This is a genomic window from Alkalibaculum bacchi, from assembly GCF_003317055.1.
In the GTDB taxonomy this organism is placed as follows: Bacteria; Bacillota; Clostridia; order Eubacteriales; family Alkalibacteraceae; genus Alkalibaculum; species Alkalibaculum bacchi.
Genome location: NZ_QNRX01000015.1, coordinates 65,961 through 86,058 on the forward strand (window position 1 = coordinate 65,961; position 20,098 = coordinate 86,058).

The 20,098-nt window shown below is 35.0% G+C and carries 23 protein-coding genes; 15 read left to right on the forward strand and 8 right to left on the reverse strand.

Annotation, left to right across the window (positions count from 1 at the left end):
- Positions 1 to 74 precede the first annotated feature (74 nt).
- The 3 genes from DES36_RS11160 (at position 75) to DES36_RS11170 (ending at position 2,473) form a co-directional block, all read left to right on the forward strand.
- The gene (locus DES36_RS11160; RefSeq protein WP_113921283.1) at positions 75 to 1,310 is read left to right on the forward strand and encodes a putative DNA modification/repair radical SAM protein; all 1,236 of its coding nucleotides are present in this window, start codon (positions 75 to 77) and stop codon (positions 1,308 to 1,310) included.
- Positions 1,311 to 2,051: a TIGR03915 family putative DNA repair protein gene (locus DES36_RS11165; protein ID WP_113921284.1), complete on the forward strand. Its 741-nt coding sequence runs from the start codon at positions 1,311 to 1,313 to the stop codon at positions 2,049 to 2,051.
- 131 nt (positions 2,052 to 2,182) lie between these two features.
- A complete protein-coding gene (locus tag DES36_RS11170; protein ID WP_242981762.1) occupies positions 2,183 to 2,473 on the forward strand; it encodes a hypothetical protein in 291 nt (96 codons plus the stop codon).
- A gap of 443 nt (positions 2,474 to 2,916) precedes the next feature.
- On the opposite strand, the gene DES36_RS11175 is transcribed toward DES36_RS11170, so the two are convergent.
- Entirely contained in the window at positions 2,917 to 4,218 is a 1,302-nt protein-coding gene (locus tag DES36_RS11175) for a uracil-xanthine permease family protein (RefSeq protein ID WP_113921286.1), read from the reverse strand.
- Between the two features lie 280 nt (positions 4,219 to 4,498).
- Between DES36_RS11175 and DES36_RS11180 the strand changes: the two genes are divergently transcribed.
- Genes DES36_RS11180 through DES36_RS11195 form a run of 4 tightly spaced genes read left to right on the forward strand, consistent with a single transcriptional unit; the run spans position 4,499 to position 8,617 of the window.
- Positions 4,499 to 5,302 (forward strand): FAD binding domain-containing protein, encoded by an 804-nt coding sequence (locus tag DES36_RS11180; RefSeq protein WP_423230761.1) that lies wholly within the window; start codon positions 4,499 to 4,501, stop codon positions 5,300 to 5,302.
- The gene (locus DES36_RS11185) at positions 5,292 to 5,750 is read left to right on the forward strand and encodes a (2Fe-2S)-binding protein (protein ID WP_113921288.1); all 459 of its coding nucleotides are present in this window, start codon (positions 5,292 to 5,294) and stop codon (positions 5,748 to 5,750) included. Before DES36_RS11180 ends, DES36_RS11185 begins: the two co-directional genes overlap by 11 nt.
- Before the next feature lie 3 nt (positions 5,751 to 5,753).
- The gene (locus tag DES36_RS11190; protein ID WP_113921289.1) at positions 5,754 to 8,048 is read left to right on the forward strand and encodes a xanthine dehydrogenase family protein molybdopterin-binding subunit; all 2,295 of its coding nucleotides are present in this window, start codon (positions 5,754 to 5,756) and stop codon (positions 8,046 to 8,048) included.
- Positions 8,045 to 8,617 carry a nucleotidyltransferase family protein gene (locus DES36_RS11195; RefSeq protein ID WP_113921290.1) on the forward strand — a complete coding sequence of 191 codons (573 nt, stop codon included), beginning with the start codon at positions 8,045 to 8,047 and terminating at the stop codon, positions 8,615 to 8,617. Before DES36_RS11190 ends, DES36_RS11195 begins: the two co-directional genes overlap by 4 nt.
- Before the next feature lie 291 nt (positions 8,618 to 8,908).
- On the opposite strand, the gene DES36_RS11200 is transcribed toward DES36_RS11195, so the two are convergent.
- The 6 genes from DES36_RS11200 to yqeC form a co-directional block, all read right to left on the reverse strand.
- Positions 8,909 to 9,145, reverse strand: a complete 237-nt coding sequence (locus DES36_RS11200) for a putative Se/S carrier protein (RefSeq protein ID WP_113921291.1) — start codon at positions 9,143 to 9,145, stop codon at positions 8,909 to 8,911.
- Positions 9,142 to 10,284, reverse strand: a complete 1,143-nt coding sequence (locus DES36_RS11205) for an aminotransferase class V-fold PLP-dependent enzyme (RefSeq protein ID WP_113921292.1) — start codon at positions 10,282 to 10,284, stop codon at positions 9,142 to 9,144. The genes DES36_RS11200 and DES36_RS11205 overlap by 4 nt, the downstream gene beginning before the upstream one ends.
- Before the next feature lie 148 nt (positions 10,285 to 10,432).
- Positions 10,433 to 11,248: a selenium-dependent molybdenum cofactor biosynthesis protein YqeB gene (yqeB, locus tag DES36_RS11210; protein WP_113921293.1), complete on the reverse strand. Its 816-nt coding sequence runs from the start codon at positions 11,246 to 11,248 to the stop codon at positions 10,433 to 10,435.
- On the reverse strand, positions 11,245 to 11,856 hold the full coding sequence (gene yedF, locus DES36_RS11215; RefSeq protein WP_113921294.1) for a sulfurtransferase-like selenium metabolism protein YedF: 612 nt from the start codon (positions 11,854 to 11,856) through the stop codon (positions 11,245 to 11,247). Before yedF ends, yqeB begins: the two co-directional genes overlap by 4 nt.
- Before the next feature lie 11 nt (positions 11,857 to 11,867).
- Positions 11,868 to 12,887 carry a selenide, water dikinase SelD gene (gene selD / locus DES36_RS11220; protein WP_113921295.1) on the reverse strand — a complete coding sequence of 340 codons (1,020 nt, stop codon included), beginning with the start codon at positions 12,885 to 12,887 and terminating at the stop codon, positions 11,868 to 11,870.
- 11 nt (positions 12,888 to 12,898) lie between these two features.
- Positions 12,899 to 13,642: a selenium cofactor biosynthesis protein YqeC gene (yqeC, locus tag DES36_RS11225; protein WP_113921296.1), complete on the reverse strand. Its 744-nt coding sequence runs from the start codon at positions 13,640 to 13,642 to the stop codon at positions 12,899 to 12,901.
- A gap of 258 nt (positions 13,643 to 13,900) precedes the next feature.
- On the opposite strand from yqeC, the gene DES36_RS11230 reads away from it, so the two are divergent.
- Positions 13,901 to 14,236 carry a rubredoxin-like domain-containing protein gene (locus DES36_RS11230; RefSeq protein WP_113921297.1) on the forward strand — a complete coding sequence of 112 codons (336 nt, stop codon included), beginning with the start codon at positions 13,901 to 13,903 and terminating at the stop codon, positions 14,234 to 14,236.
- 245 nt (positions 14,237 to 14,481) lie between these two features.
- Here the strand turns inward: DES36_RS11230 and DES36_RS11235 are convergent, their stop codons facing one another.
- On the reverse strand, positions 14,482 to 14,952 hold the full coding sequence (locus DES36_RS11235; RefSeq protein ID WP_113921298.1) for a DUF3189 family protein: 471 nt from the start codon (positions 14,950 to 14,952) through the stop codon (positions 14,482 to 14,484).
- A 388-nt stretch (positions 14,953 to 15,340) separates the two neighbouring features.
- Between DES36_RS11235 and DES36_RS11245 the strand changes: the two genes are divergently transcribed.
- The 7 genes from DES36_RS11245 (at position 15,341) to DES36_RS11275 (ending at position 19,877) form a co-directional block, all read left to right on the forward strand.
- Complete coding sequence (locus DES36_RS11245; protein ID WP_113921299.1) at positions 15,341 to 15,694, forward strand: M48 family metalloprotease; 354 nt, start codon at positions 15,341 to 15,343, stop codon at positions 15,692 to 15,694.
- A gap of 8 nt (positions 15,695 to 15,702) precedes the next feature.
- A complete protein-coding gene (locus DES36_RS11250; protein ID WP_113921300.1) occupies positions 15,703 to 16,029 on the forward strand; it encodes a M48 family metalloprotease in 327 nt (108 codons plus the stop codon).
- 77 nt (positions 16,030 to 16,106) lie between these two features.
- Positions 16,107 to 16,406 (forward strand): ArsR/SmtB family transcription factor, encoded by a 300-nt coding sequence (locus DES36_RS11255; protein ID WP_113921301.1) that lies wholly within the window; start codon positions 16,107 to 16,109, stop codon positions 16,404 to 16,406.
- A gap of 267 nt (positions 16,407 to 16,673) precedes the next feature.
- Entirely contained in the window at positions 16,674 to 17,816 is a 1,143-nt protein-coding gene (locus tag DES36_RS11260) for an aminotransferase class V-fold PLP-dependent enzyme (RefSeq protein WP_113921302.1), read from the forward strand.
- A gap of 19 nt (positions 17,817 to 17,835) precedes the next feature.
- Positions 17,836 to 18,354 (forward strand): (Fe-S)-binding protein, encoded by a 519-nt coding sequence (locus DES36_RS11265; RefSeq protein ID WP_113921303.1) that lies wholly within the window; start codon positions 17,836 to 17,838, stop codon positions 18,352 to 18,354.
- A gap of 124 nt (positions 18,355 to 18,478) precedes the next feature.
- Positions 18,479 to 18,703, forward strand: coding sequence for a hypothetical protein (locus DES36_RS11270; protein ID WP_242981764.1), 225 nt, complete (start codon positions 18,479 to 18,481; stop codon positions 18,701 to 18,703).
- 160 nt (positions 18,704 to 18,863) lie between these two features.
- Complete coding sequence (locus DES36_RS11275) at positions 18,864 to 19,877, forward strand: permease (RefSeq protein WP_113921304.1); 1,014 nt, start codon at positions 18,864 to 18,866, stop codon at positions 19,875 to 19,877.
- Positions 19,878 to 20,098 lie beyond the last annotated feature (221 nt).

Below are 20,098 nucleotides of genomic sequence, written 5' to 3' on the forward strand. Positions count from 1 at the left end.
TAAAACGAACATATGTTTGATTTCCTGTTTCGTTTTTGGTATAATTTTACTAGGTGATGGATTTGGAAGAGATTATGAAAAAACTAAAGATTTTATCTGATGCTGCTAAATACGATGTTTCCTGTTCTTCTAGTGGTGTAGAAAGGCGTAACAAAGGGGAAGGTGGACTTGGAAACTCTAGATCCTTTGGAATATGTCATACTTGGTCTTCCGATGGAAGATGCATTTCTTTACTAAAAATTCTCATGACTAATCGCTGCATTTACGATTGTGCTTACTGCATCAACAAAGCTACTAATAATGTAGAGCGAGCTTCCTTTACACCTGAAGAAGTAGCAAAATTGACCATAGAATTTTATCGTAGAAATTATATTGAAGGTTTATTTTTAAGTTCTGCCATTGAAAAGAGCTCTAACCAAACCATGGAAAACATCTATAAAATCTTATTGCTTCTTAGAAAAAAATATCATTTTAATGGATATATTCATGTAAAAGCGATTCCAGGAGCAGATAAAGAGTTTATTGAACAATGTGGATATCTTGCGGATCGAATGAGCGTAAATATTGAACTTCCTACGAAGGAATCCTTGGGAAAATTAGCACCACAAAAGAAACACTCTGCTATTATAGCCCCAATGAAGGAGATTCGAAATCACCTTTTGCTGGCTCAAGATGAGAAAAAGTCTTTAACCCATTATAAGAAATTTGTTCCTGCAGGTCAGTCTACGCAAATGATTATTGGCGCTACAGAAGATACGGACTATAAAATTCTTACTTGTGCAGAATATCTTTACCATAAATACAATATGAAGCGAGTATACTACTCTGCCTATGTACCTGTGAATATACATTCCACATTACCCTCTATACAAACGATGCCCCCACTTTTAAGAGAGCATAGGCTATACCAGGCCGATTGGCTGCTAAGATTTTATAATTTTACATCAGAGGATATCTTTATTGGTGGAGGCCAATCCATCAGTACAAAATTTGATCCTAAGATGAATTGGGCTTTAAACAATCTTCACCTCTTTCCTATAGAAATTAACCAAGCCCCTTTAGAGTTTTTAATTCGAATTCCTGGAGTAGGTCATACCTCAGCTAGGAGAATTATAAAGGAGAGAAGAGTAGCTTTGCTGGATTATGATGCTTTCTGTAAAACTGGCTGTGTAATAAAAAGAGCTAAATATTTTGTTACGTGTAAGGGTAAATATTATGGAGAGAACATGGACATGGATTTTATTAAACGAAAATACCTTAATGAGCAAAAATACGAGCAGTTCAGTTTTTTGATAGGAAGAGTGATATAAATGCATTATTTATACGATAATACCTTTGAAGGGTTTTTGAATTGTTATTATGAACATCTCTTTTTAGTTCCTTGTAGTGGAATTTTTAAAAAAGAAACCTATCAGATTTCTCTTTTAAATCCATATAAAGAAATCAAGACGGATTCTGATCAGGCAGATAAAATGTTTGATGTGATTAAAAGGAAATTATCTAGGGAAACTCTAATGAATATTTTTTATTGTTTTCTATCTGATCATCAAAGTAAAGAAGAATGGATTTTTCAATATTTAAATCTAGGTTTTCAAATGGGTAGAGACTTTAATCAATATCACACTCATAAAGCTGTTTTACCTTTGCTACAGGTAGTTCGTAAAGTAAAAATGGAATCTCATAGATATTTAGGTTATGTGCGATTTACGGCTTTAGGCAGCTCACTTTACAGTTCTATTCACCCTACCTATAATGTTTTACCCATTATTGCGGACCACTTTTCCAATCGGTTTAAAAGTGAAAGCTTCATTCTTCACGATAAAAATAGAAACATGGCAGTTGTATCAGATAGAGGAAATTATATCCTATGTCCTTTTAAACAAGAGATTTCTTTAGATCTTAAAGAACACGATATATACGAAAGCCTATGGAGGACCTATTTTCATACTGTGGGTATTGAAGGCAGAAAAAATGAAAAACTCCAACAAAATTTTGTCCCTCTAAAATATAGGAAGGACTTATTAGAGTTTAATCTACACTCCGATATCTAGAAAATAATCTATAATAAATCTAATTCATCAAGAGTTTTATGAATATCCATATGCTCCTCGTTATAAATTTTTTATGTATTTTCTTTAAAAATCTGCGAATAGTATTAATTAGTTTTTAAAATAATAACGACATGAAAGGATCTAATATGCAATTTCCTGATATACAAACTAACTTTTGGGACGCTATAACTGCTGTACCTTTAGTTGTGATAATAACACAGATATTTAAGGTGTTTCCTATAAAAAAGAAGTATTTTCCTTCTATAGCATCAACGATAGGCTTCATTATATCGATATTCATTAGCCATCGTGGAGATTTACCTGCAGGCTTGTTCATGGGTGCTTTCTACGGGGCAGCTGCTGTAGGACTATATTCATCATTAAAAACAGTATGGTTAGCATATAGAAACAAACATAAATAATAATTAGAACAAAATATAAGAAAATCACACTAGTGCGCCCATTTGCAAAAGTAGAAATGAACAAAAATGTATATTATCGACATTTAATATATTAGTATGTTAAAGTATAAGATGGACCCTAAGGGTCCTGAAAGTTAAGTACATCGGTATTTATTTAAATAAATCAAAATTCTATTATTTGGAAATGTATCTTTCTAATTATCTTGTATATCTATATGTTTTTTAGATTTATATCCTCCATCTTCACATTTTCTTTTTCAGCTGCCTTCACAATGCTAAGTTCCCCAGTGGTCTCTAATACCCCATATTTTCATCAGTAATATGGAAAATATCTTTTGTTCATAGCATATCTGCTAAATCGTCAACTGTATATTATTTTTAAGATACTAATAGCCATCCTCTAGTCTTAAAATCTAAAAGATGGCTTTAAGTAAAATTATGTACTACTTGTCCTTTGGTAAGATTATATTGAGAAAAATAGCAACTACTGCAGCCACTGCTACTCCTGAACCTTCAAAGAGCATTTTTATAAGAGGATGAAAATATTGAGAGGCCTCTGGCACAAGGCTAAAACCAACGCCAAGGCCAAGAGCAACCGCTAGAATCGTAGCATTTCTACCTATTAAAGGCTCCTTAGTAACTTGGTTGATTCCGCTAACAATCATCATGCTAAACATAACGACGGAGGCTCCGCCTAAAACACTCGCTGGCATAATGGCAATAAAAGCTCCGACTTTAGGAAACAATCCAGCGATGATTAAAAACATCGCTCCTGTAGCTACAGTAAATCTGTTTACTACTTTTGTCATGGCAATAATTCCTACATTTTGTCCATATGAAGTATTAGGCAGTACATTAAATAGGGAAGCAAATATTGTTCCTAAACCATCGGCTATAACCGAACCAGATATTTCCCTATCTGTTGCTGCTCTACCAAGCCCTCCATCTGCAATACCTGATACATTTCCAACGGTTTCTACTGTTGAAATGACGAACATAACTAAGATAGAAATAATCGCATCGGCATGAAACTCAATTCCAAATTGCAAGGGCATCGGTATTGAAATCCAATTAGCAGTCGCAACAGATGCAAGATCAATTTTACCCATGGGAATTGCTACTATATAGCCTACTATTAAGGCAATTAATACTGCTGATTTGCTCACAAGACCTTTTACGTAATGTTGCAAAAATAGTACAGTCACTAAAACTACAGTACCTAAAAATAAATTTTCAAAGGATCCAAAATCTTTTGCGCCAACTCCTCCAGCAAAATAATTAATGCCTGTCCCAACGAGGGATAATCCAATAGAAAGCAAGACAATACCTGTAATAAGCGGTGGAAAATACTTTCTAATACGCTTTAAAAAGAAACCCAAAACAACCTGGAAAACTCCTCCCGCCAAACCAGCTCCAAGAACTCCAGCAAGACCATACTTGGCTGCAATAGCAATACAAACAGGGAGAAATCCAAAACTAGTGCCCATGACGATAGGCAATTTTGCACCAACTGGCCCTATTGGATAAGCCTGAATTAAGGATACAATTCCCGCAACGAACATAGCACATTGGATAAGAAATGCCTTTTGTTCTACAGGCAATCCCAAGGTATTTGAGATAATGATAATTGGAGTCACATTGCCAACGAACATGGCAAGAACATGTTGCAAACCTAAGGGTAAAGCCGTCTTTATTGGTGGCTTTCCATTGAGTTGATAAATTAACGAATTATTATTTTGATTCATTATATCCTCCTGATGATACAAAATTATGCGTTTAAACATCTAATTGACCTCAATAATTATGCATTAATTTTTTTATTGCGTCAAGGTTTTTGAGGTGCGTTTCCGAACGAAATTCATTCATGATAGAAAATTGTTCATGTTTTTTTGTGTATGATTAAGCTTTTTCATTGAACTTATTTGTTGAATCAAGTATAATTCGTTTGTTAATGGTATTATTTTAGGGTAAAAATAAAATATCAAATAGAATGAATATATTTATCCAGTTCAAAAGTTGAAAGGAGTGAAACTTTTGTTTACTATTGATCAATACGTCATAGCAGAAAGCTTAGAAGAAGCATATGAACTAAATCAAAGCAGAAGAAATGTGATTCTCGGAGGAATCATGTGGCTTAAGATGGGAAAAAAAAGGATTGGAAAAGCCATCGACTTATCTGCCCTTGATTTACACAAGATTGAGGAGGATGAAGATTGCTTTTATATCGGTGCTATGTGTACTTTAAGGGACCTTGAAGTGCATCCAGGTTTGAAGAAATATTTTAACGGCATCATAGAAAAATCTGTTGAAAGCATCGTAGGAGTTCAGTTTAGAAACGGGGCCACTGTTGGGGGAACCGTATTTTCAAGGTTTGGATTTTCAGATGTCTTGACAGTGCTATTAGCTTTAGATACGTATGTGGAGTTATACAAGGGAGGAATTGTTTCCCTATCTGATTTTATGGATATGCCTCGAGATAATGATATCTTAGTGAAGATTATCATAAAAAAAGACAATAGAAAAGCTGCATACGTAAACCAAAGAAAGAGCGCTACTGATTTACCTATCCTTGCCTGTGCAGTATCAAATGTTGGAAATACTTGGAACATAGTGCTCGGCTCTAGACCTGCGAAAGCTCAGCTAATTAGCTTGAGGCTTAGTGAAAGTCTAAACGAGGAACAAATCAACGAAATAATAAATGTAGTGGAAGATAAAATCGTATTAGGCTCTAATGACCGAGGCAGTAAGGAATACCGTTCGATCTTAGCAGATGTTTTTATACGTAGAAATATTGAAGAGATACTTTTAGGAGGCAATCATGAAGATTAAATTATGGATAAATGAAAAGGAATTTACAGATGATGTCTCGCCTGATATTGCACTCCTAGAATGGTTAAGGTCCAAAGGCTTTTACAGCATAAAAAGAGGTTGTGAAACCTCAAATTGTGGTTTGTGTACAGTGCTTTTAGATGGCAAACCAGTGCTTTCTTGTTCCACCCTTGCCATTAGGGCAAATGGGAAATATGTGACAACTCTTGAAGGCGTAGAAAAGGATGCTTTAGAAATCGGAGGATTTATGGCAGATGAGGGATCTGAGCAATGTGGATTCTGTAGTCCAGGTTTTATCATGAACGTAATCGCTATGAAAAATGAGCTGACAAATCCAACTGAAGAGGAAATTAAAAAGTATTTAGTAGGGAATTTGTGTAGATGTACAGGATATGTAGGTCAATTGCGGGCCATAAAGAACTATTTGAAAAGTACAAAAGAGGTGTAAAGTATGAAGGTCGTAAATAAAAGCGTCAGAAAGAAAGATGCCATGTCTTTAGTAACTGGAAAACCTGTTTATACGGACGACATTACTACTGGGAGCTCCCTTATAGTAAAACTTCTCAGGAGTCGTCATGCTCATGCAATAGTAGAGGAAATTAATACTGAGCGTGCCCTTAAACTGCCAGGTATTGAGTGTATATTAACATACAAAGATGCTCCCCAATCTAGATTTACGAATGCAGGTCAATCTTTTCCTGAGCCAAGTCCTTATGACAGGTTAATTCTCGATAAAAGACTGCGATGCGTAGGTGATCCAGTAGCGATTGTGGCTGGTTGGGACGAAAAAAACATAGATAAGGCATTGCGATTTATAAAGGTAAAGTACCAAGTACTAGAGCCCCTTTTAGATTTCACAAAATCGAAGGATAACGAAGTACTAATCCATCCGGAGGAAGACTTTAAATCATTAGTAGATATTGGGGCAGATAATAATCGAAACCTTTGCTCTTCCGAGAACTCTGAATACGGTGATGTAGAAGAACAATTCAAAAACTGCACCCATATCATCGAGGAAACTTATCATACCCAGGCAAACAGCCAGACTATGATGGAGACCTTCCGTACCCACACCAGCTTTGATGCCTATGGAAGGCTTAACGTCATTAGCTCCACTCAAGTTCCCTTTCACGTAAGGAGAATAGTGTCAAATGCTTTAGAAATACCCAAATCTAAAATTCGTGTCATCAAACCTAGAATAGGTGGTGGCTTTGGGGCAAAACAATCGGTAGTCAGCGAATTGTACCCGGCATTAGTAACCATGAAGACGGGAAAACCTGCAAAGATGATTTATACCAGGAAGGAAAGTTTTACAAATGGTAGCCCTCGCCACGAAGCGCAGATTACTATCCGATTAGGATCTGACGACGATGGGAATATCAAAGCCATTCACATGTATTCATTGTGGAATGCAGGTGCTTATGGAGATCATGGTCCTACTACGGTAGGATTGTCTGGACACAAAGCGATGACCATATACAACAAAGTGAATGCCTTTAAGTTTGATTTTGATGTTGTTTACAGCAATACCATGTGGGGGGGAGCTTATCGAGGCTATGGAGCAACCCAAGGGATTTTTGCACTTGAATGTGCAGTCAATGAGTTGGCAACAAAGCTAAATATGGATCCTACTGAATTGAGAATGAAAAACATGCTCACCCATGAGCAAGTTGGAAATAAGATGCCAGCGTACTACAACGAAGTACTAAACAGCTGCCACTTAGACAAATGCTTAATCAAGGCAAAGGAAATGATTGACTGGGATAATAAATATCCCTACAGAGAAGTAGGAAAAGATAAAATTCGCTCTGTAGGTTGTGCAGTCGCCATGCAAGGCTCAGGAATTTCTAATGTAGACGTTGGAGCAGTAGAGATTAGGTTAAATGATGATGGCTTCTACACCTTAATGATTGGAGCTACCGACATGGGTACCGGCTGTGATACGATACTTTCCCAAATGGCCGCTGATATATTAGAATGCGATTTAGAAAATATTGTTGTTCACGGAGTAGATACAGATCTTTCGCCATATGATACTGGATCTTACGCTTCAAGTACCACTTATATTACAGGAATGGCAGTGGTCAAGACTTGCAAGTCTATGAGGGAAAAAATTCTTTCTGAGGGTGCAAGGCTATTAAAGATTCCAGTAGAGAAGGTAGAATTTGATGGAAAGAACGTATTTTCCTTAGAAGACGATAAGAGCATTTCATTGAAAGATATTGCAAATTTCAGCTTAGTAGGGGAAAACAATTATATAACCGCTAGCGAATCCCATTATTCTCCTACTTCACCGCCGCCCTTTATGGCAGGAGTAGTGGAAGTTGAAGTCGATAAATTGACAGGAAAAGTGGATATCATCGATTATGTGGCTGTAGTCGATTGTGGAACGGTCATCAACCCGAATTTATCACGAATTCAAGTAGAAGGGGGCATCATGCAGGGAATTGGTATGGCATTATACGAAGATGTAACCCATGATAAAAAGGGAAGATTAACTAGCAGTTCCTTCTTACAGTATAAGATCCCTTCTCGTTTAGATGTGAAAGACATTCGAGTTGAATTTGAAAGCAGTTATGAGCCTACAGGTCCTTTTGGTGCAAAATCTATCGGAGAGATTGTCATCAATACCCCAAGTCCTGCTATCGCCCATGCAGTATACAATGCCACTCAAGTGAACATTCGCCAGTTACCTATCACAAGCGAGAAGATTGTAATGGGCATGTTAGAAAACAAGAAAAAATGAGGCGGAAAGTAAATGCTATACTCCTTGCAGCTGGTTATAGCAAAAGGTTTATTGAAAACAAATTGCTATATCCCGTCAAGGGGAAACCGATGTATTTTCACACTGTTGAAAAAGTACTTAAGCTACACCTGAATAGCACAATCGTCGTAACTCAATACCCAGTCATTGCAGAACAGCTTAAAGATAGCAAAGTAACAGTTGTCCATAATGAAAATAGCTATTTAGGATTATCTAGTTCCATAAAACTGGGCTTACAAAGTGATTTGAGTGCTGATGGATATCTTTTTGTAACCTGTGACATGCCATTTCTTCAACTAGATACCCTTGAAAAGATCGTTTCAGCCTTTGAAGATAGTGACAAGGGTATTATCTGCGCCGCTAGTCCTGACCTTTATGGAAACCCTTCCTTATTTTCTAGAAAATACCTAGAAGAGCTATTAAGGCTAAAAGGGGACATTGGTGGAAAAATCGTCATGAAGAATCACCTAGATGATTTGCAGAAAATCATGGTTCGTTCACCGAAAGAGTTATCAGATATCGATACTGTAGGGGATTTATCGCTTCTATAAGCGCGCATATGGCGCTTTAGTCGCTTGTATTAGGGTATTCCTCTAGGGTCAAGATCCTCCGCTGCGCTCAAGGATGACATTGGGCAGGGGCTAGGGTCAAAGTAGAACTTTTTTTTAATAAAATCAAAACAAAAATAGCGAGGGTAGCCTCGCTATTTTTGTTTAACATATAGGAAAGTGCTATATTTCTATATGTTATTTTAGCCTCAATAAGATTAAGAACTAACACTACTGTTTAACCATTGTTCAACTATAGTTTAACGCGCCGAAGGCGCTTTCAATATTCAATATTCATATTTCCAATTTATAGATTTTACCATAACCTATTTTATGTTTTTCTAGAATATCTTCCACCATTGCCCTGTTATTTATATTTTCACGCCAAGCAAGACCGCAAGTTGAAGTAATCACTACAGGCACAGGAATTAATCTTCCCTCAAGGCCACATTTTTTAGCCGTTTCTTCAAATGCAATTGCCTCTGTTGTTGTATTGAATGTGACAATGCATTGTAACTCTTTTGGTCTCACAGTATTCCCTCCTCAATCATTCTTAATGCGTCTATTGCAGCCTCTACTTCTTCAATTGTATTAAAATGTGAAAAGCTAAATCGAACCATACCTTGATTTACTGTATTAAATACTTCATGAACTCCTGGTGCACAATGCATACCAGCTCTTGTAGCTACTCCATAACGATCATATAATTCATCGGATATTATTCCAGAATCAGTATCCCTAATATTTAGAGAAACCACTGGAGTTCTAACGAGTGCGTTAAAATCACCATACATCGTTATACCAGGTATACAAGATGCTTTTTCAATAAAATATTGTGCAAAATCATTTGCTTTATTATAAATATTAATTTGTTCGTAATGAACGATATAGTTTATTGAGGCTAAAAGCCCTGCAAAACTGTGGGTGTTTAATGTTCCTGCTTCGAGGGATGTTGGAAGTTTATCAGGCATTTTTTCAGAAAAACTATCTACACCAGTACCCCCAAATAGTAGGGGAGTAGGACTTACTCCTTTTGCTAGGCAAAGTACACCGGTACCCTGTGGTCCAAGCAAGCTCTTGTGGCCAGAACAACAAAGGGCGGATATATTATTGTTCTGCATATCAATGGGAATGATACCCGCTGTTTGAGAAGCATCTAATATAAACAAAAGCTTATGTTTATGGCACAGTCTTCCTATTGATTCAATGTCTGTCACATTACCCGTAACATTAGAAGAATGATTTATTACAATTGCCTTAGTTTTTGATGAAATGGCTGATTCGATATCATTTATTGAAATGCATCCTTTTTGATCTGCAGGAATTAATGTAAGCTCTACCCCACAGCTTTCCATATGATAGAGAGGGCGCAAAACGCTATTGTGCTCAACAGTGGTAGAAATACAATGGTCACCTGGTTTAAGTAAACCTTGAATGGCGATATTTAAACTTTCTGTTGCATTTGAAGTGAGGACAACGCGAGAAGGGTCTTTCACATTAAAAAAGCTTGACAAAGCAACTCTAGTTTTATAAATAATACGGCTAGAATCTAGAGAAGCACCATGAGCCCCTCTACCACAGTTTCCCACACCTTGTATTGCATTATATACAGCTTCAGCTACTTCTTTAGGCTTATGGTATGAAGTTGCTGCATGATCCAAGTAAATCATAGATTTCAACCTATCCCTTCATTTTTTTCATGCATTAGAAAGTCCTACTTTTGAATTTAACTTATATATAAACCATCTATATATAGTTGAATCTTTGACCTGTGAGATTCGACCTTAGCACTGGCGGCTGGTAGCTGATTATTGATGGCTAAAGTGCCCTAGGCGCTTTCTTGTGTAACATTAGAATCCCTTCCAATACAGATCCACCAATGCATCTTGCCTTATCGGAAATAGTGAAGCAATTAGATTTTACTTCATTTCTAGGGTCGATATCAGCAATTTTAAATCCTTTTGTTACTTCGTACCCATCTCTGATTAACCCTCTCAAGATTCCATCTAATGATGCTAAAACGGGCTGTCGATCAATTGTTGCAATTGTTTCACCTTTTATCACTGTATCACCGATTTTCTTCACATTATGAATTGTACCTGCCGAAGAAGCATGAATTACTCTTTCTTTTCCAAATCCGCTAATAATACCAGGTATACCAGTGTTAGGCATGGCTGAATCTTCCATAATGATTCTACCTAAATTATGTCCTCTCATGGTTTCAACGACCATATCTGCGTCCACACCTGCAGTAAAACCCGGTCCAAGAGCTATTGTTATTGGTGCAATGCCCCTTTTCATACCTAGATTCTTTTTAGCTAATATAGCATCTACTACAGCCATGGGTTTTACTTCATTAAGTATATTGCAATTAGGGTCTACAATTATTGGAACCTTCCCACTTTCTACTGCAATCCAAGCTTCAGAGACAGATTTGACATGAACAGCAGTAATATCTTCAACAGTCCATGATTTTTCATATACTGCTTCACTTAGGGCAACATATCTCCGTATGGCTGATGGTTTGGATATTTCTGTACATATGACAGGAAATCCAGATCTCATTAATTTTTGAATTGTTCCTGTTGCCATATCACCTGCGCCTCTGACTACAATTAAATGGCTCTTTTTCATGGTTGAATGATCTTTCCTGCTTGCATTTGTTTTTCTGCAATTACATACATGTTTGTAACTGTTCCAACTGCAAGTTTTTCCGTTAATCCGTAATGATTTAAGCAAGTGCCGCACGTCATGATTTCAACTCCTTGTGACTCCAACAGCTTTAAATCGGCAAGTGAATCTGAATCTTCTACAGATAATTTAGCTCCATTATTGTAAAGGAGAACTGTTTTGGGGAGAACTTCTTGTTCTGTTAAGGCGTAAATAAATCCCTTCATTAAAATATGGCCTAGTTTCTCATCTCCTTCTCCCATTTTATCGGAAGAAAGAACTACTATTGTATTTGATATATTTGAATTTAGATTACATTCTATCTCTAAATCCGCTTTCGCATTTATCTTCGCTGAAACTACAAATTCTGCTATATAGTTATCTTCATTAACTTTTTTATATGAAAAATTGCTCTTAGTCTGTTGCGCTAATTTATTTAAATTCTGAATAGCAATAAAATTATCCACGATTACTTCAACTATATCTCCTTCATCTAGGGAAGATAAGACTTTTTTTGTCTCAACAACAGGGATAGGGCATGCTTTTCCTTTGAAGTCTAATGTTTTATTCACTTTTGTACTCCTTATCTTACAATGATATTATTGTGTTTTTTTGTGACTCTGCCTACTATACTGCAAGGCAATCCTAATTTTTCTATTTCATGTAATGCCTTTTTTGCATGTTCAGGTGGTAAACTTATCAGGAGTCCTCCAGATGTCTGTGGATCAAAGAGGATTTCTTCCAATGCAAATGGAATATTGAAAAATTCTACTTTGCTTGCCAAATGATTTCTATTTTTTTGAGCTGCTGCCGTTATAAAAAACTCATTGGCATAATGCAAGGCTTCCGGAATATAGGGGATTTGCAAACTGTCTAAATCTGCACCAAAATTATTTCCTATCATTTCATTTAAATGTCCTAATAAGCTAAAACCTGTAACATCTGTACAAGCATGAACATCATACTTTTGAATAATTTCTGCAGCGTATTTATTAAGCGTTGTCATAGATTCTATGGCTAAATTTATGGCTTCTTTAGAGCTTTTACCTACTCTATGAGCTGTACAGACAATACCTACACCTAGTGGTTTTGTCAACAAAAGCAGATCGCCTTCTTGGCATCCATTATTTTTGTATATCTTATTTGGATCGATGATGCCTGTCACAGAAAGACCATATTTTACACCTTCGCCATTTATAGAGTGACCTCCCGCTAAGATACCGCCAGCTTCATCTACTTTCTCATTCCCACCCTGCATAATTTTCCCCAATATATTCAAGTCCATTTTTTCAGGGAAGCAGACAATGTTCAATGCAACTTTCACCTCACCGCCCATTGCGTATATATCAGATAGTGCATTAGCCGCCGCTATTTGACCAAATATATACGGATCGTCAATCATCGGAGGAAAAAAATCTAGTGTTTGTACAATCGCTAAGTTATCAGCCAGCCTGTAAACAGCAGCGTCATCTGAACGGTCAAAACCTACAAGTAAGTTCGCATCTTTCCTTGTAGGGAGTTTGTCTAAAACCGAAGACAAAATTTCTGGTCCTAATTTGGCTGTACAACCTCCGCCTTTACAAAATTCAATTTCGTTCTGCATTTATATTCTCCTCAATTAAACTCATAATATATACCATTTACTGATGAACCAATACATATCCTGAAATAAAAAGGTTTACCTATGATATTGTCTCTTAAATAATTTGATAAGCTTATTGCTCTTATTAAATCCTCCGCAGAATCTACTTGATTGATATAAAGGTATAATTCTTTTTTAGAATTTTTAAATATCCCATTACAATCAGAACAAATTCTCCCAATTAATTGATTATCTATAATTTTCTTCTCTTTAGAAAATTTCTGAAATTCTTCGAAACCATAAATCATATCCTCATTAATGTTTTTATCTAGAACTTTTACAGGGATAATACCTATGGTTTTTGTCGTTTTTTCTAATATTACAGGTTCATGATTTTTCCATCCCTTTAATGGCAAGCTTTTGGATCCATCGGCTTCTATAATGACCATATCAAAATCATGAGCTACGGATTCTAGATCATTATCGTCAATTCCAATGAGCTTATTTTTTTCTAAAATAATACCCTTAGAAATTACTGTAATACTACTACTTTTGTTCACTTTATGATTCATATGATAATCTTCTATGTTCGTATAAAGAAAATCACAAGTACCTTTCAAGGGTTTGATTATTTTAGTACTTGTGGTCAATAATACATTATAATCATTTTTTAACTCTTTAGCTAATTGATATAGTAAAGTAGTCTTTCCACCTGTACCAACAATTGATACAATATCGCCCTTGTGTAAATTAAATATTTCCTTTAATGTTTTCATGTTCTATAATATCCTTAGAAATTTTTTGACATATATTTAATCATTTTATATTCCGTGAATTTACAAGTTATTATACATTATAGGTTGAAGAATGTCATTATTAAAGTCTTGCTTTAAGGTGGTATTATAGCTGGGGCGAAATCTATAACGGATTAAAGTGACGCTACGGACAAGAATTTTTGCATTGGATTGAAATTGAATAAAATCAATGCGTTAGGGTATAGTAATTTTTATCTACGAATTGAAGGAGGATTTTTAATGAAAAAGCTATTTAAATGCAGTGTTTGCGGATATGTTCATGAGGGAGATAGTGCTCCAGAAGAGTGCCCTAAATGTCATGTTGGCGCAGAGAAGTTCGAGGAGCTAGCGAAAGAGGCAGCTGATAAAATCTATAGCTCGGATAAAACCAATGGAATTCATATAGAAATCATTACTCTAGCAGAAAAAATAATTAAAATTTCCCAAAAAGGCATTGATGATAATCTAGATCCTAAGTGCGTGGCAGCCTTTACTCAAGCAAAAGATGAAGCCTGGGTAATCAAACAGAGATGCAAGACGGAACTTGCAGGACATATGAATGCAGGTAAGTGGTAAGATTCTTAAATGTTTCTAAATTAAATAATAGAGTAGAATTAATAAAGTAAATCGATAGGGTTAAGGTAGGTGATAAATTATTTACCTCCTTATATATAATTTAACACTATAACGATAGGATGATTAAGGGAATATCATAATTTGATATAATGAGTGAATGCTTAAACATTTAATAGAAGTTATTTAACAGTAACATATTAAGAAAGAAGTTTTCTCTCTCCCATCCGTTATAGGAGTCATTACCCCTACGTTTCTATGTATTTTTTCATATTGTCTTTTGTTGTTTGAACTAAATTTACTAGCTCAGAGTAATTTTTAAGTATCCCTTTTGCAGCAATAGGCCTTCCAAATGAAACTAATCCAAGACCCCTTGAACTAAAGCCGCCAAGTCTCATTAAGTTATTTACAGTAGGGGAAGTATTTGCAAGGAAAAACCCATTCATATCTCCATTAAAAATTACATACATATCGGAGATTGCAGGTAATACAAATTTTTGCTTTTGCTTTCTGCATAAGGTATATACCTTGGCACCAAATTCATCAGTACCTATATACAGTAAATGACCATATTGCTCTTTCGTTATTTTATCAAAAGTTGGTAAGTTCATAATATCTTCTTTATTGGGAACTTTGTCAGAAGGGAGTATATTTGCATGAATATTAGCACAAACGCAAGAAGTATGAGCACCACCGAAATCATGATAAATTACAATCATGTACAGCCACCCCAATCAATTTGTTTGTGAGTAGTATTTGCATAAGATTTATTTTCTATACTAGGTTAGGAACTATCCATAGCCTCCAATTACATAGAACATGCCACCCCATGCAATGTCTACTGTTACCCTGTCAATATGAGGGATATCTATTATCTTGTCAATGGAATGTAGCAGGTTAATGAAGATGGAAAACTTGAATTGACAGCAAGTTTTACTTATTTATTTAAACAGGCCGATGTTTTTGATGAAATAATTAGCTATAATGTAATATTATACAATAATCACTCATATATAGATATTTAGAGGATTGTAAATAATTAAAATGAAATTGATGACATTGATAAATTTTGTTTTAATATAAGAGTATATAATAGAAGATGAGTAAATGAATAAAAAGCTACAGAATAAATACGGCCTGACGTATCAAAGTTTTTTAAGGTGGTTTGAATTAAATATAAAGGGATTTGTAATCAATAATTTGATTATCTCATTATTTCTATGGGTTCCATATATTATTATTTATAAGCTTACCGAAACTTGGTGGTTTAAAATAGCTCTTATCATTATACCCTTTACGATTTTTACGACATTTATCTCACCACTAGTAATTGATCCTATTTTTAATGAGTACACGTCAATTGAAGATGACAGACTTTGCCAACAGATTGAAGGTTTGCTCTCAAAAGCTGGGGTAGAAGAATTTTTAATTCTTTACTTAGTGTACCGCAGCGCAACATGAATACTTAATTGTATAATGGGACTTTTGGCTTTAAAGATTTAGGTACTTACGCATCCATTCCCTTGTTGATTATAATGCTTAACATATTTCCATTTTTATCCAATTGCATTTCAACCTACGTATCTCGTAGTATGGAAATCGAGGCGGATCGATATGAAGTTTCATTAACAGAAGACAGAGAGTCTGCGGTTAGCGCCATGGAAAAACTCACTCAAACAAGTCTTGGCTTACCGCGCCCATCTAATATATATAAAACATGGTACCACACTCATCCAACTTTAGAGGAAAGAATAGAATTATATAGGACAGTAGAGTTTGAAGAAATAGAGAATTGATTTTTGAAAATATTGACAAAAACTAATTTGAGGCATATACTTATCATATCAAGAATTTTGAATGTGAGGTGGAGAGCTTGACGAAGACATATGAAGAGCAGGCAAAAGTGTTTAAAGCCTTATGTGATGAAAGACGTTTACGAATACTTGCGTTACTTCGTAGTGGTGAAAAATGTGCTTGTGTTTTAGAGGAACAACTTAATATGCCACAATCATCCCTATCATACCATATGAAAATTTTATGCGAATCTGGCATCGTTGATAGCAGACAAGAGGGCAAATGGACACATTATTGGATAAGTGAAGAGGGCAGTATTTCTGCCATAGATCTACTTAAAATTATTACAACAAACGATGTGATTTCTAATATTAGCTGATGATAAACAAAACAGCCATCTAGGGATGGCTTTCTATAAGCGTTATATATCTAAATATTTGGATGTAATCGTTTCACTGTTGAAGGAGTATAGACATGGAATCTTTATAATTAACAACGTATAAACAATAATTTTATAAATAGTAAATAATCAAGACATTTTAAGGGTACTTTTGTATCTATTGGTTAGAGTTGGAGCATGTAGTTGAAGCTATTAAATCTTTTCTTCATAATTAATAATTGATAGTATACGTAAAGGATGAGTTTAATGGGTATTTATTTAGATAATGCAGCAACTTCATATCCTAAACCACAAAAAGTCATCGAATCCATGACTAATTTTATGATGGATATAGGTGCTACCTCCGGTAGAGGCGCTTATGAAACGGCCATTCAATCAGATATGTTGGTTTATCAAGTTAGAAAAGGGATAACAGATTTATTTCATTTTAACGATGTCAAAAAAGTTATTTTTACTTTAAACGCTACTGAATCATTAAATGTAGCTTTAAAAGGAATTCTTAATAAAGGTGATCATGTTATTACTAGTTCCATAGAGCACAATGCTGTATGGCGTTGTTTAAAGACATTAGAGAGAGATATCGGAATAACTATTTCAGTTGTATCCTGTAGTAAAGAAGGCTTTACAAATCCTTTCGAGGTTGAAAATGCAATTTGTGAAGACACTGCGCTAGTAGTATTTAATCATGCATCCAATGTCTTAGGAACCCTCCAACCAATTAAGGAAATTGGAGAAATCTGTAGAAAGTACGAGATTCCTTTCCTAGTGGATGCAGCTCAAACTGCAGGGGTATACCCGATTGATGTAATAGACAATAATATTAATTTGTTGGCATTTACAGGACATAAGGGGCTCCTTGGTCCTATGGGCACAGGAGGACTTGTTATAAATTGGAAGGGTGATATTAAGCCTATCAAATCTGGGGGAACAGGAGGAGACTCTACTTATGAGTACCAACCTGATTACTATCCAAATAGATTAGAATCTGGAACGCTAAATGTTCCCGGGATTGTGGGTCTGGGTGAAGGGATAAAATACATACAAAAGGTTGGAGTCAATAAAATCTACCACAAAGAAAAAGAATTGTTAGAATATGCTTTTAATCAATTACATGAAATTGAAGGTATCACTGTTTATGGTCCCCAAGATAGTGAAAAAATTATTGGTGTAATTTCGTTTAATTTAAAGGATAAATCTTGTGATGAAGTAGCTTATAAATTAGGTCGACAGTTTGGAATAATGATTCGAGCAGGATTACATTGCGCCCCTACAGCACATGAGATTATTGGCACAAAAACAACAGGAACTTGTAGAATTGGAATCGGCTATTTTAATGAGAAGAAAGATATTGATTTTTTAATAGAAGCACTTCAGAAAATTAATAAATAGCATGAATGGAGTGAAAAGCATGTATTTAGAAGAGGTAAACGTTATTTTTATTGAACCTTGCACCGCAGATGCAAATAAAATGAGATTTAAAGCTGCATTTTCTAGAAATATTTCAGAAATTCTCCCTTACCTGAATGCAGAGATAAAAATTGCTCAATACAATCATAGAGCAGAAAATCTAACGTTTAATCAAGGAATAAAAATAATTACACTTTCTAGTGAAACACTTTCAGTTGCAAAAATTATAAATGAAACAGATGCATATGAAATGTGTGACTATATTAAGAATTTGATTAATGACATTTACAAAAAAAGAGATGTAATAGTACCTCTATTTGAGATGCGAAAAAAGCCTTCTGTATTAGATATATATAAATATTTACCAAAAACAAATTGTAAAAGATGCGGAGAATCTACATGTGTTGCATTTGCATCAAAACTAATAGTAGGTGAATTGCAAGTACAACAATGTCGTTCCATCCACGAAAATAAACATGATGGTAAATTAGATGAACTTAAGAAGATACTAAATTGCTAACTAGTATTTATCATAGAACGATAAGATAATTATAGTATCATACTATAAGATTATTATATAGCATCATAGTTTTACCATATGAACTAAATTACACTTAGTTTTAAAATTAAAGGGAGGGTTAAACATGATTAAAAAGTGCGAATATTGTGGCATTGCTGGAGTAGTTGAGCAAAATAAGTTTGAATGTGCGAAGTTTAAAAAGGCGTTTACATTGGGGGAAAATATTTTGACGGATTGCAATTATTTTATTGAAAAAATCATTGAAGATGGGGAACCTTTCACTCCCCAGCAGCATTTACTAATTAAGGAACAAGAGCTAGGTGCAAAGCATATGAAAGGATTTATATAATGTTTTTTTAGCTACTATGATACTGTAATTATTGAGTTCAGTAGTAAAGCTGATGATAAACGAAGTAGCCATCGAAAGATGGCTTTCTGTAAGTATTATAAATCCAAATATTTCGATGTGATTGTTTTATTATTAAACATTAAAAGGGGGCATTTATAAAATGAACGCAATTAAGGCAATTTGGGACTTTATACAAAATCAAATTCTTGGCATGAAGTGGTTAAACGAGGTGATTGGCAATGGATTATCAGTTTTAGGCTTGGATACTTCTAACCGTTGGATTGCTAGTGTGCAGTTTTTTATCTATGACACGATTAAAATTGTACTACTGCTTTGTTCACTAATTTTTATCATCTCTTACATTCAAAGTTACTTTCCCCCAGAGAGGACTAAACAGATCCTAGGACGTTTCCATGGAATTGGAGCCAATACCGTTGCTGCCTTGCTTGGTACAGTTACACCTTTCTGCTCTTGTTCCTCTATTCCGTTATTTATGGGTTTTACTAGTGCAGGGTTACCACTTGGGGTAACATTTTCGTTTCTTATTTCCTCGCCAATGGTTGACTTAGGATCTCTTGTCCTTCTAATGAGCATTTTTGGAGCAAAGGTAGCTGTACTTTATGTGGTACTTGGCTTAATTATTGCTATTATCGGTGGTAGCATTATAGAAAAACTGAATATGGAAGAATACGTGGAAGGCTTTATTTCTCAAGGAGGAAGTGTAGACATTGAATCTCCTGAACTGACAAAACACGATCGCATAATTTTTGCTAAAGAACAGGTGATCGACACATTTAAAAAAGTGTCTCCTTATATATTAGTGGGAGTTGGAATAGGTGCTGTAATTCATAACTGGATTCCAGAAGAATGGGTCGTAGGAGTTTTAGGGGCAGGTAATCCATTAGCCGTTCCGTTGGCAACAATTATAGGTATTCCCATTTACGCTGATATTTTTGGGACCATTCCCATTGCAGAAGCATTATTAAGCAAAGGTGCTCAACTAGGGGTTGTTCTTTCTTTTATGATGGGAGTTACCACATTATCATTGCCTTCATTGATAATGCTAAGTAAGGCAGTAAAACCTAAACTGCTTTCAATTTTTATTGGGATTTGTGCAGTAGGCATAATAATAGTAGGGTACTTTTTTAATATCGTTGAGCCATTCATAATTTAGAGATAATAGTATATTAGAGTAAATATCCTTTAATAATATGGGATATTACGAACTATTCTTAGAATAGAATGATATTTTAATACAATCATTGATATATGAAGTAATATTTGAAATTTTAAATTATTAACTCAAACTTCGCACATCATAAATGGCATAAATCCATTGCAACATAATACTTTCACCTAAAAATAAAGTGTTATGCACAGCATTTTAGGTTGTTT

What these genes read in the sequence shown, in the direction of transcription:
- DES36_RS11160 (WP_113921283.1), top strand. Translation starts at nt 75, where the DNA reads ATGAAAAAACTAAAGATTTTATCTGATGCTGCTAAATACGATGTTTCC.
- DES36_RS11165 (WP_113921284.1), top strand. Translation starts at nt 1,311, where the DNA reads ATGCATTATTTATACGATAATACCTTTGAAGGGTTTTTGAATTGTTAT.
- DES36_RS11170 (WP_242981762.1), top strand. Translation starts at nt 2,183, where the DNA reads ATGAAAGGATCTAATATGCAATTTCCTGATATACAAACTAACTTTTGG.
- DES36_RS11175 (WP_113921286.1), bottom strand. Translation starts at nt 4,218, where the DNA reads ATGAATCAAAATAATAATTCGTTAATTTATCAACTCAATGGAAAGCCA.
- DES36_RS11185 (WP_113921288.1), top strand. Translation starts at nt 5,292, where the DNA reads ATGAAGATTAAATTATGGATAAATGAAAAGGAATTTACAGATGATGTC.
- DES36_RS11190 (WP_113921289.1), top strand. Translation starts at nt 5,754, where the DNA reads ATGAAGGTCGTAAATAAAAGCGTCAGAAAGAAAGATGCCATGTCTTTA.
- DES36_RS11195 (WP_113921290.1), top strand. Translation starts at nt 8,045, where the DNA reads ATGAGGCGGAAAGTAAATGCTATACTCCTTGCAGCTGGTTATAGCAAA.
- DES36_RS11205 (WP_113921292.1), bottom strand. Translation starts at nt 10,284, where the DNA reads ATGATTTACTTGGATCATGCAGCAACTTCATACCATAAGCCTAAAGAA.
- yqeB (WP_113921293.1), bottom strand. Translation starts at nt 11,248, where the DNA reads ATGAAAAAGAGCCATTTAATTGTAGTCAGAGGCGCAGGTGATATGGCA.
- selD (WP_113921295.1), bottom strand. Translation starts at nt 12,887, where the DNA reads ATGCAGAACGAAATTGAATTTTGTAAAGGCGGAGGTTGTACAGCCAAA.
- yqeC (WP_113921296.1), bottom strand. Translation starts at nt 13,642, where the DNA reads ATGAAAACATTAAAGGAAATATTTAATTTACACAAGGGCGATATTGTA.
- DES36_RS11230 (WP_113921297.1), top strand. Translation starts at nt 13,901, where the DNA reads ATGAAAAAGCTATTTAAATGCAGTGTTTGCGGATATGTTCATGAGGGA.
- DES36_RS11235 (WP_113921298.1), bottom strand. Translation starts at nt 14,952, where the DNA reads ATGATTGTAATTTATCATGATTTCGGTGGTGCTCATACTTCTTGCGTT.
- DES36_RS11245 (WP_113921299.1), top strand. Translation starts at nt 15,341, where the DNA reads ATGAATAAAAAGCTACAGAATAAATACGGCCTGACGTATCAAAGTTTT.
- DES36_RS11260 (WP_113921302.1), top strand. Translation starts at nt 16,674, where the DNA reads ATGGGTATTTATTTAGATAATGCAGCAACTTCATATCCTAAACCACAA.
- DES36_RS11265 (WP_113921303.1), top strand. Translation starts at nt 17,836, where the DNA reads ATGTATTTAGAAGAGGTAAACGTTATTTTTATTGAACCTTGCACCGCA.
- DES36_RS11270 (WP_242981764.1), top strand. Translation starts at nt 18,479, where the DNA reads ATGATTAAAAAGTGCGAATATTGTGGCATTGCTGGAGTAGTTGAGCAA.
- DES36_RS11275 (WP_113921304.1), top strand. Translation starts at nt 18,864, where the DNA reads ATGAACGCAATTAAGGCAATTTGGGACTTTATACAAAATCAAATTCTT.